Consider the following 10,763-nt stretch of genomic DNA (forward strand, 5'->3'; position numbering starts at 1 on the left):
CAATGCAGGTAACGCAAGGCCAGCGGCGCGTTGAGCCCCATCTGGTTGCGCAGCACCTCGACCTGCTCGGCGCTCGCGTTCATGCCCAGCATTAGGCGCGCGGGGTCGCCGGGGATGATCTCGAGCACCGCGAACACCACCATGGAGGCCAGCACAAGCGTGGCGGCGGCGATGATCAGACGCTTCAGGAGGTAGGCACTCATCGGCACAACCTGCCGGAAAAGCAAAGGCCCCGGAAGCGGCTTTCGCCACCGGGGCGTTGCATTTCTGTCGAGGTCAATCCGACCACTTCACCTTGGTCAGATCATTGGCCTGAATCGGCGCGTTCTCCCACAGGCCTTGCAGCTTGGCGTCCCAAACGCCGACCTTCGGCAGTTCGTAGAGGAAGCCGACCACGGCGTCGTCGGCGAGGATCTTCTGCGCCTCACCGAGCAGTTCCTTGCGCTTGGCCTCGTCGGAGGTGAGGTTCAGATCGGCGATGACCTTGTCGAAAGCCGGGTTGTCGTAGTTGAAGTAATAGTCCTTGCGCGAATAGATATCGATGTCGTTGGGCTCGGTGTGGGAGACGATGGTGAGGTCGTAGTCCTTCTTGGTGAACACCTGGTCCAGCCACTGCGCCCATTCCACCGGCACGATCTCGAGATCGATGCCGACGTCGCGCAACTCCGAGGCGATGATCTCGCCGCCGAGCCGCGCATAGGAAGGCGGCGGCAGCTTCAGCGTCGCCTTGAAGCCGTTCTCGAGCCCGGCTTGCTTGAGCAGTTCCTTGGCCTTGGCGACATCATGCGGATAACGGCCGGTGAGGTCGACATAGTCCTTGTTGGCGGGCGACATGTGCGAGCCGATCGGCTGGCCGAGCCCCGCCGAGGCGCCATCGATGATCGCCTTGCGATCGAGCGCGTAGGAGATCGCCTGTCTGACCTCGACCTTGTCGAAGGGCGGCTTCTTGTTGTTGATCGACAGGATGGTCTCGCCCTCGGTCGAGCCGATCACGACATGGAAGCGCGGATCGTCCTTGACCTGGGCGACGCTGTCGGGATCGAAGAAAGGGAAGGCCTGGATGTCGCCGGAAAGCAGGGCCGGAACGGCGGCGGCGGCATCGGGGACGATGCGGAACTCGGCCTTGTCGAGCGAGACCGGCGCGCCCCGGTGTGCGTCAGATTTCACCAGCGTGATCGACGAGCCCTTGACCCAGTCCTGGAATTTGAACGGGCCGGTGCCGATCGGCTTCTCCTTGTTGGTGTCGGCCGATTTCGGCGACACGATCACCGCGTCGCCCCAGCCCATATTGTAGAGGAAGGAGCCCTGCGGGTTCTTCAGCGTCACCTTGACGGTCGCCGGATCGACGACATCGACCTTGTCGATCGCCGCGAACAGGCCCTTCTGCGCGTTGACCGAATTGTCGGCGCGGGCGCGGTCGAGCGAGAACTTGACGTCCTCGGCGCTGAAGTCGGCGCCGTCATGGAATTTGACGCCGGTATGAAGCTTGAACGTATAGACCTTGCCGTCGTCGGAAATGCTCCAGCTTTCGGCGAGATCGGGCAGCACCTCGCCGTTCGGGCCGATCCGGGTCAGGCCTTCGAACACGTTGGCGTAGAGCACTTCGTCGATCGCCGCGGCAGCACCCGCGGTCGGGTCGAGATGCGGGGGTTCGAGCGGAATGCCGATGACGAGATCGGTGCGCGCGGCAAAAGCCGAGGTCGCGGTGGCGAGCGCCAGAGCGGCGGCGGCGAGAACGGTCTTCCACAATTTCATCGGGCAACTCCCATCTGCTCAACCGGGTGGATAGAAGCGTGATTTCGAGGTCGAGTAAATTGCGTTTCGTGCTGTCGGACAGCGCCGGGCGGAATGTTTTTCCCGAAGCAGGCGGACTGGCCGACCTTCACTTGCCTGTTTTCGTAGGGATCAGTCGGCGACGGTGCCCCGCAACAGCACGTTGAGGCCGATTGCCATCACCTTGGCCGATTCCACCATGTCGGCGATGCCGACCCATTCGTCGGGCCGGTGGGCGAGGTCGAGAATGCCCGGCCCATAGGCGATGCAGTCATAGATGTGGCCGATACGGGCGACGTGCTTCTGGTCGTAGGTACCGGGCGAAATCACATAGTCGGGCTCGCGGTCGAATATCGCCATGATGCCTTGCGCCACAGCTTTCACCACCGGAGCGTCGCGCTCGGTCATCAGCGGCAGCACTTCCATCAGATCGCGGATCTCGTAGTCGAACTTCTTCCGCTCGCGCTTCAACCGCTCCAGGATATCCGTCACCTCGCTCTTCACCGTGGCGAGGTCCTCCTCGAGCAGGAAGCGCCGGTCGATGGTCAGCCGGCAGGAATCGGGCACGTTGGGGGAGGGCAGGCCGGGACGAAAATCCTCGGTCTGGCCGCCATGGATGGAATTGATGTTCATGGTCGAGCGCTTGGCGCCTTCAGGCACCACCGGCATGCGCGTCACCTTGCGGTCAAGCGCCGGGAACAATTCATCCTCGAAGGCCTGCAGCACGGCGCCCATGTGGCGCACCGCATTGTCGCCGAGGAACGGCATCGAGCCATGCGCGATCTCGCCCTTGGTCTCGATCTCCGCCCACCAGACGCCGCGATGGCCAAGGCAGATGCGATCCTTGTTCAGCGGTTCCGGAATGATGACGTGGTCGACTTTCGGCTTCGAGAAATAGCCGAGCCTGGCAAGATGGGCGACCCCGCCGAAGCCGCCGGACTCCTCGTCGACCGTACCCGAGATCTCGATGGCGCCCGGGAAGTCCGGGAACACCTCCATGAATGCCTCGGCGGCGATGATCGAGGCCGCCAGCCCGCCCTTCATGTCGCAGGCGCCACGGCCGTAGACCCTGCCGTCCTTCACCAGCCCGGCGAACGGATCGACGGTCCAGCCTTCGCCGGCCTCGACGACGTCGATATGCGAGTTGAAATGCACGCAGGCGCCGGCCGATCTGCCGTCGAAGCGGGCAACGACGTTGACGCGCGGGTAGCGGTCGGTGTCGCCGGGGGTGCCTTCGGCGCGGATGAACTCGGTTTCGAAGCCGCGCTTCCTCAGGCGCTCGCCGACATATTCGGCGCAGGGGCGATAGGCCTCGCCTGGCGGATTGACGGTCGGGAAGCGGATCAGGTCCGCGGTCAGCGCAACGAGGTCGTCGATCCGCGCGTCGACGGCCTTAAGGAGTCGTTCGGTCATTCCTGAAGTTGAGCAGTGAAGCGGGCGACTGGCAAGCGCGACGGCGAAGTCTTTGAAACTACGTGTCGCGGCGGCAACTATGGCGGGAAAATCGTTCAAATTCGCTGCTTTGGATTGGCGAATTCATCAACGAGTGTGTGTTACTTCATTCACCTGCCGTTAAAATGCTGAAAAATCGCGTGATGGCAGGCATGCAAGGGGCAATCAAAGGGGTTTGATCGCATGAAAAAGACTGTTCTCATGGCAACGATACTGGCGACCGCGCTGTTCGGCACCTCGGTCGCAGGCAAGGCTGCCGCACTGGTGGCCAATATCGACGTATCCTCACAAACGATGACCGTCAGCAAATACGGCCAGGTGCTGTACCGCTGGAGCGTGTCCACCGCCCGCAAAGGTTACTTCACGCCGCGCGGCAGCTACCGCCCGCAGTGGACGGCCCGGATGTGGTATTCGCGCAAATACGAGATGTCGCCGATGCCATACTCAGTGTTCTTCCGTGGCGGCTACGCCATCCACGGCACCGGTGCGGTGAAATATCTCGGGCGTCCGGCCTCGCATGGCTGCGTGCGCCTGCACACCGCCAACGCCGCGACCTTCTATTCGATGGTGCGCGAAGCGGGCTACGGCAACACGCGCATCGTGGTCACCGACTGACCTCGCGCGATTGGCTTTCGGTGCCAAAAGCGTTGCAGCAATGCCGCACTGCAACCGGAACTCGCGTCGACGCATGGTTTCCGGTGCCGACGTCGATTGCGTGAATCTTCGGCGGTGGTAGGTATCGCGACGTTACTTTTTGATGCTTGGGGACTACAATGTATCGACTTGTTTTGAGCGCGGCGATTGCCGTAACCGCTACTTCCGCCTTCGCTGCCGACGCGCCCGTCGTCCTGGACCAGGAACTCGCCCAGCCGCATGTTTCAGGCTACGGCGAGGTATATCTCGGCGGTCTCTACTTCGCGACCCCCGGGGACGATGCAGACGGCACGACCGCCGGCGGCGCCGCCCGGGTCAATTTTCCGATCGACGCCCGTTGGAACATCCAGACCGACGCGGTGATCGATTCGCTGTGGGTCGAAGGTACGAACATCTACAGCTACGGCGGCGCCATCCATGGTTACTGGCGCGATCCGAGCTCGTATGCCCTGGGCGCCTTTGCCACGATCAACGGATATGGCGGCGACGAGGGCCTCGGTGACGCAGGCATCTACACTTTCACCGTCGGTCCCGAGGCACAGGCTTATTTCGGCAACGTGACGGTTTACGGGCAGGTCTACTACGGACAGCTGCGGGTCAGCGGCGAATCCGAACACCTCGACAATTGGGGCGGCCGCGGCGTCGTGCGGTATTTCGCGCAGGACGATCTGCGCTTCGACGGCGAACTCGGCTTCTCGCGGCTGTCCGGTTTTGGCGGGCATTTCGATACCGTCTCGGCGGCATTGCAGGCCAACTATCGGTTCTCGGGCACCCCTTGGTCAGTGTTTGGCCGCTATCAGCTGGATCACCTGAGCTTCTCGGAGGCTTCGGGCAGCGTGAACATCCACAAATATCTGATCGGCCTGCGGGCAAGCTTCGGTTCGGACACGTTGCTCTCCGAAGATCGCAACGGCGCCACCATGGATACATTCCGGCCGAACTTCACCATCCCTGCTCCGCTCTGAGGGAGCTTAATCCAGAGCCGCGAGGAGTACTCCTCGCGGCTTTTTTGTTGCGCATCGGAGCGGGGCAATCGGAGCCGCCGCTTGCGCCGACGGCCGCTCATCTGCCAACGCGCATCGCCGTCACGGATCAGATGGAGTGTTGGAGAAAAGACAATCCGGCTCCTGCCAGTGCTTATGAATACTGCAAGTGCTCATGAACGCTGCACAGTATTTGGGCAGATCAAGGCCAAAGCGTTGCAGTAATGTCGCAGGGCTTCAGAACCCGGCTTGTACGCCCGGGTTTGAGGCTGTTCACGCTTGCGTGAACGGGCAGCGATGGTAAATGCCGGATAAGTCAGACATTTGAGGGACTTCACGATGTATCGACTTCTCCTTGGTGCGGCACTTGCCGCAACGGCCACGTCGGCTTTTGCCGCCGATGCCGTCGCTCCGATCGTTATGGATCAGGAACTCGCCCAGCCGCATGTTTCGGGCTACGTCGAGGCCTATCTCGGCGGGCTGTATGTGACGGCCGCTGGCGAGCACGCGGATGGCACGACCGCAGGCGGCACGGGCCGGGTCAATTTCCCGATCGATTCCCGCTGGAACGTCCAGACAGACGCGTTCGTCGATTCGCTGTGGGCCGAGGGCACCAACATTTACGGCTATGGCGGCGCGGTTCACGGCTACTGGCGCGATCCCAGCGCCTTTGCGCTTGGCGCGTTCGCCTCCGTCACCGGCTATGGCGGCGACGGGTTCGACGACGATCTCTACAGTTTCTCGGTTGGACCGGAAGGCCAAGTCTACATGGGTAATGTGACCGTGTACGGCCAGGTTTACTATGGCCAGTTGCGGGCCAGCGGCTCGTCCGAGCATATCGACACCTGGGGCGGTCGCGGGGTGGTGCGCTATTTCGCCCAGGACAATCTCCGCTTCGATGGTGAACTGGGCTATTCGACGACATCTGTGGGCCCCTTCGACACCAACACCTTCACCGGGGCGCTGCAGGCTGCGTACCGGTTTTCCGGAACGGCGTTTTCGGTGTTCGGCCGCTATCAGTTCGAACGCGCGTCCATATCTGCGTTCGACGTAACCGAGAACATCCACAAATATGTGATTGGCGTGCGGGCGAGCTTCGGTTCGGACACATTGCTTGATGAGGATCGCAACGGCGCCACGATGGATACCGGCCGGCCGAACCTCATCCTGCCTTCGTTACTGTAGTATCGGCGGGAAACAAGAGATTTATGGCGAAGACCGCGAAGAGCAATCTTCGCGGTTTTTCTTTGCCGCGTCCAATCTGCGCACGCGATGGCAGATGCACCGAGCGGAATGGAAAAGGCTTCGGCGCCCGGTCCTTCAGTCAGAATTTCCCCCAAGCGCAACCGATGAACAAACAACGAAGCCGCGAAGGGTCTCTTCGCGACTTTCGCTTGGTGCGGCGTCAATGGTCAATTCGGGCCGGGCACCGGGTCAGCCGGCCGCTCCTCGGCCTGCCCACGCCGCTTGCGCCGGCGGCCGCTCATCTCCCAACGCTTGTGGAACCACATCCACTGGCCGGGATCCTCGCGCACCCAGCGCTCGACGACGTCGGCAAGAAGCTGGGTGGTGGCGTGGACGTCGACGCTACCGCTTTCGGTGCGCGGCAAGGTCAGCTTGTCCTCGATGTCCAGGCGGAACCGGTTGCCCGGCAGCCGGACGCAGCGGGCGGGATAGACGTCGCAGTCGTAGTGGCGGGCGAGCATGCCAAGCACCGGATTGCTCTGGCACGGACGGCCGAAAAAGGTCGTCTCCAGTCCGCTGGAGAATTTCTGGTCGACAAGCACGCCGATATTGCCGCCGTTCTCCAGGATGGCGGCAAGCGCGAAGGACGCGCCGGTCGAGGAGGGCAGCAAGCCCCCCATGGTCGAGCGGCGCGTCGAGTGGATGTAGTCGGCGAGATAGGGATTGTTGGGCGGGCGAAACAGCGCGGTGATGTTCATGCCGAAGGTGGCGGCGGCCACCGGCAGCAATTCGAAATTGCCGAGATGGCCGGTGAACAGGATATGCGGCTTCTTCTCGCCGGCGATCTCGACGAAATGCTCGACGCCACGGACGTCGACGCGGCCGGGCTTTGTCGCTTTCGGATCATAATCGAAGAGGGCGTCGAGGAAGATGTACTCGGCCGCCAGCCGGGCCATGTTGCCCCACATTTCGAGCGCGATGGCCTCGATCTCGGCGTCGCTCTTTTCGGGATAGGCAAGGCGCAGATTGTTGACCGCAACGCGGTGACGTCCGACCAGCGGGCCAATGCGGCGGGCGACGCGGTCGGCGAAGTTGAGCGCCTTGTCCGGCGGCAGGAGCCGCAGCAGCGAGATCATCGCCATGGCCAGGCGCGCCACCAGCCAGTGCTCCATCTGGCGCAGCCGCCGGCCGTAGCGGAACATGAAGTCCCGGCGGGCTTTCTTGAGCACCTTGCCGACCACTGCCCTAGACGCGCAGGATGATCTTGCCGAACACGTCGCGGCCTTCCATGCGCTTCAGCGCCGCGTCGATGTCGTCGAAGCCGACTTCGGTGTCGATGACGGGAGCGACGAGGCCGGCCGCCATCTTCTGCATGGCATCGGCCATGTTCTCCATGCGGCAGCCGAAGGAGCCGAGCAGCTTCAGCTGCTGCTGGAAGAGCTGCATAAGATTGACCTGCGTCGACACGCCGGAGGTCGAGCCGCAAGTGACAAGGCGGCCGCCGCGCTTGAGGCACAGCATCGAGCCGGCGAAGGTGTCGGCGCCGACATGCTCGAACACGACGTCGACGCCCTTCTTCTTGGTCAGCTTGCGCACGACGCCTTCGAAACGGTCCTCGCGGTAGTTGATGACATGGTCGGCGCCGAGCGCCTTGGCCTTGTCGATCTTGTCGTTGGAGCCGACGGTGGTGATGACGGTGCAGCCCATCTTCTTCGCCAGCTGGATCGCGGCGGTGCCGATGCCGGAACCGCCGGCATGGACGAGAATGGTCTCGCCGGGTTCGAGCTTTGCGTTGTCGAACAGCATGTGCTCGACCGTGCCGAAGGTAACGGGCGCGACCGCCGCGCCGATCTCGCTGACGCCGGGCGGGGCGGGGACCAGCAGGCGGGCCGGCAGGTTGATCTTCTCTTGCGCGAAGCCGTCGAGGTGGAAGCCATGAACGCCGGAGACGTGCTCGCAGAGATTGTCGCGGCCTTCGCGGCAGGCCCGGCAAAGGCCACAGGTGCGCGCGCCATAGATCGACACCAGCTGTCCCGGCAGAAGGCTGGAGACGCCGGGGCCGACGGCGTCGACCTCGCCCGACGCCTCGGCGCCGACGACAAGCGGCAGCTTGCGCTTGGCGAAGGCCATGCCGCGCCAGCCCCAGACGTCGATATGGTTCAACGCCACCGCCTTGATGCGAAGCGTCACTTCGCCGAGCGAAGGCGGCGGGGGAGGCGGCAGGTCCACCGTTTCAAGACGGCGGTCCTCGATAAGTTGCAATGCGCGCATTGGGCCTGTCAGTTCGTCAAAAGCGGGAAAACGTCCGCTTAGACCGGTTCCCTCGCCATGACAAGGCAGGTGTTCTGGCCGCCGAAGCCGAAGGAGTTCGACAAAACGGTGCCGACCTCGGCGTTGCGCTTCTTGTTGGGCACCACGTCGAGCACGATCGCCGGGTCGGGATTGTCGTAGTTGATGGTCGGCGGAATGACGCTTTCGCGCATGGTCATCAGCGAGAAAGCGGCCTCGACCGCGCCGGCTGCCGACAGCGTGTGGCCGATCATCGACTTGTTGGACGAGATCGGCATCGAGCCGATCCGCTCGCCGAACACGGTCGACAGCGACAGATGCTCCATCTTGTCGTTTTCCGGCGTCGAGGTGCCATGCGCGTTGACGTAGTCGATCTCGTCCTCGCTCAGGCCGGCATCGGCAAGGGCGGCACGCACCGCAGCGATCGCCGGCGAACCATCGGGCTTGGAGCGGGTGCGGTGGAAATCGTCGGCCTTTTCGCCGCAGCCGCGCATGATGCCGAGGATAGGGGCGCCACGGGCAAGGGCCGCCTCCAGCGATTCCAGCACCAGCGCGCCGGATCCCTCGGCCAGCACAAAGCCGTCGCGATCCTTGGAAAAAGGCTTCGACGCCTTTTCCGGGATGTCGTTGTGAGTGGAGAGCGCCGAAAGCAGCGAGAAGCGGATCAGCGCCTCGGCGGTCGCCGAGCCGTCGGCGCCGATCGACAGCGCCTTGTCGCATTCGCCGCGGCGGATCGCCTCGACGCCGAGCTGGATGGCGGTGGCGCCGGAAGCGCAGGCAGTCGACAGCGTGATCGGCAGGCCGCGCGTGCCGAAACGGTCGGCCAGCCGGTCGGCGATCGAACCGAACTGGGTGGTCTCGAAGATGTCGAGTTCCTTCAACGCGCGCGCCACGCGCAGCAGCCTCTCGGCGCCGGCATCCTGCTTGTCCGAATTGTAGAGCGAAAAACGGTCGGCCCAGTCGAGCTCGACCGGTGGCGAGGCAAGGAAGAGCGGTCCGCTGAAATCGCCGCTGTCGAGGCCGGCTTCCGCCACCGCCTCCCGCGCGGCGGTCTCGGCCAGCTCGTAGGTGAGGGGGCTGGCGCCCTTGGAGCTTGACGGCAGGAAGTCGACCATGCCGGAGATGCGGGTGTTCAGATGATCGACCGGAAAGCGGGTGATCGGGTGGATGCCGGACTTGCCGGAGGTGAGCGCCGCCCAATTGTCGGCCTTGCCGACGCCCAGCGACGTCACCACGCCGATGCCGGTGACGGCGACGATCGGCCTGCCCATGTGGTCGTTCAGATTGGCCATGTTTTGTCCCTGGTGGTCACTCAGGCCGCCTTGATCAGCCCCATGCCCTCGAATTGGTGATAGCCGATCGCCGTTGCAAGCACGGTCGTGGGAATGCCGGCGAACGGCTTCTCGGTCGCGGCATCGAAAGCGGGATAGGCGGCCTTGCGCTCGACGGCGAGTGCCGCGAGCGCCACGGCGAAGGGGAACTGCGCCTCCTTCATATGGCCGGTCAGCGTCGAAAAGGCACGCGCCGCGATCGCCGGGTGGGCGGCGAACGCGGCTCTTTCGGCCGCTGTGGCGGTGTGGGCGCCGGAGGCGCCGGAGATCGCCAGCAATTCGCCATTCGGCAGCGCCGTCTGATCGAGCAAGGTCGCGATCTCGGCATCGAGCCCGCCGTTCCGCCGCTTGGCGCGGCCGGACACGATAGGGCCGAGCTCGGCGTAGATCTTGCGCCGGCGGCTCGTCGCGTGCTCGCGCTGCTCCAGCACCAGGAAAGCGCCGCCAGATCCGGTCACCACGCCGCCGCCTTCGCCGCCCTGCCTTTGCCAGACAGGCTTCCAGGCGCCACGATGCAGGTAGCCGGCCAACTCGTAGCCGAGCAGCATGTCGGAATGTTCGGTCTGGAAGGCGCCGCCGACCAGCACATGCGTCGACTGTCCCGAGCGGATGCGCGCGGCCGCCGTCTCGACGGCGGCGACGCCAGCGCCTTCCTCGCCCATGAAGGTGCGGGACGACCCGGTGACCTTGTGGACGATCGAGATGTTGCCAGCGAGCAGATTGGAGAGCTGGGCGAGGAACAGCGTCGGGCGCAGTTCAGTGGTCAGCTTCTCGTTGAGCAGCACGTCGCGGTCGTTGCGGCTTTCGGATGCGGCGAGGATGGCGGCATCGACCGCCTCGTCGCGCTCGCCTCCGCCGGCTGCCACCACCATGTCCATGGTCGCGCAGAGCTCGTCATTGCCCTTGATGCCGGCATCGTCCAGCGCCAGACCCGCGGCATAGGTACCGAGCCGCTGCCAGGTCTCCATCTGCCGCTGGTCGCCGCGCTTGGCGATCTGCAGGTTCCAGTCGATCTCCGGCAGCGGGTGGATGGTATAGGGCGCAAAGCGCGCGGCATCGAGCACCGGCTCAAGGCCGGGCTGGGCGAGCTTCTGCC

9 protein-coding genes and 1 pseudogene are annotated in these 10,763 nt (G+C 64.0%); 3 read left to right on the forward strand and 7 right to left on the reverse strand.

Features of this window, described 5'->3' with window-relative positions; all coding sequences use genetic code 11:
- The 3 genes and pseudogenes from EN738_RS22810 to EN738_RS22820 all read right to left on the reverse strand — a co-directional run.
- Positions 1 to 203 (reverse strand): annotated as a pseudogene (locus EN738_RS22810) (ABC transporter permease); the annotation flags it as partial.
- A gap of 73 nt (positions 204 to 276) precedes the next feature.
- Entirely contained in the window at positions 277 to 1,755 is a 1,479-nt protein-coding gene (locus EN738_RS22815) for an ABC transporter substrate-binding protein (RefSeq protein ID WP_127285694.1), read from the reverse strand.
- A 150-nt stretch (positions 1,756 to 1,905) separates the two neighbouring features.
- The gene (locus EN738_RS22820; protein WP_127285695.1) at positions 1,906 to 3,186 is read right to left on the reverse strand and encodes an acetylornithine deacetylase/succinyl-diaminopimelate desuccinylase family protein; all 1,281 of its coding nucleotides are present in this window, start codon (positions 3,184 to 3,186) and stop codon (positions 1,906 to 1,908) included.
- Between the two features lie 222 nt (positions 3,187 to 3,408).
- Here EN738_RS22820 and EN738_RS22825 point away from each other — a divergent pair, with 222 nt between their 5' ends.
- The 3 genes from EN738_RS22825 (at position 3,409) to EN738_RS22835 (ending at position 6,047) form a co-directional block, all read left to right on the forward strand.
- Positions 3,409 to 3,840: a L,D-transpeptidase gene (locus tag EN738_RS22825; protein WP_127285696.1), complete on the forward strand. Its 432-nt coding sequence runs from the start codon at positions 3,409 to 3,411 to the stop codon at positions 3,838 to 3,840.
- Positions 3,841 to 3,998: 158 nt separating this feature from the next.
- Positions 3,999 to 4,844: a hypothetical protein gene (locus EN738_RS22830; protein ID WP_127285697.1), complete on the forward strand. Its 846-nt coding sequence runs from the start codon at positions 3,999 to 4,001 to the stop codon at positions 4,842 to 4,844.
- A 342-nt stretch (positions 4,845 to 5,186) separates the two neighbouring features.
- A complete protein-coding gene (locus EN738_RS22835; RefSeq protein WP_127285698.1) occupies positions 5,187 to 6,047 on the forward strand; it encodes a hypothetical protein in 861 nt (286 codons plus the stop codon).
- Positions 6,048 to 6,274: 227 nt separating this feature from the next.
- On the opposite strand, the gene EN738_RS22840 is transcribed toward EN738_RS22835, so the two are convergent.
- The 4 genes from EN738_RS22840 to EN738_RS22855 all read right to left on the reverse strand — a co-directional run.
- On the reverse strand, positions 6,275 to 7,276 hold the full coding sequence (locus EN738_RS22840; protein ID WP_245494625.1) for a lipid A biosynthesis lauroyl acyltransferase: 1,002 nt from the start codon (positions 7,274 to 7,276) through the stop codon (positions 6,275 to 6,277).
- Between the two features lie 16 nt (positions 7,277 to 7,292).
- The gene (locus EN738_RS22845) at positions 7,293 to 8,318 is read right to left on the reverse strand and encodes a zinc-binding dehydrogenase (protein WP_127285699.1); all 1,026 of its coding nucleotides are present in this window, start codon (positions 8,316 to 8,318) and stop codon (positions 7,293 to 7,295) included.
- Positions 8,319 to 8,356: 38 nt separating this feature from the next.
- Positions 8,357 to 9,628: a beta-ketoacyl-ACP synthase gene (locus EN738_RS22850; RefSeq protein WP_127285700.1), complete on the reverse strand. Its 1,272-nt coding sequence runs from the start codon at positions 9,626 to 9,628 to the stop codon at positions 8,357 to 8,359.
- A 20-nt stretch (positions 9,629 to 9,648) separates the two neighbouring features.
- Positions 9,649 to 10,763: beta-ketoacyl-ACP synthase (locus EN738_RS22855; RefSeq protein WP_127285701.1), on the reverse strand; the 1,115-nt coding region annotated here is incomplete at its 5' end.

The organism is Mesorhizobium sp. M4B.F.Ca.ET.017.02.2.1, assembly GCF_003998955.1.
Taxonomy (GTDB): domain Bacteria; phylum Pseudomonadota; class Alphaproteobacteria; order Rhizobiales; family Rhizobiaceae; genus Mesorhizobium; species Mesorhizobium abyssinicae.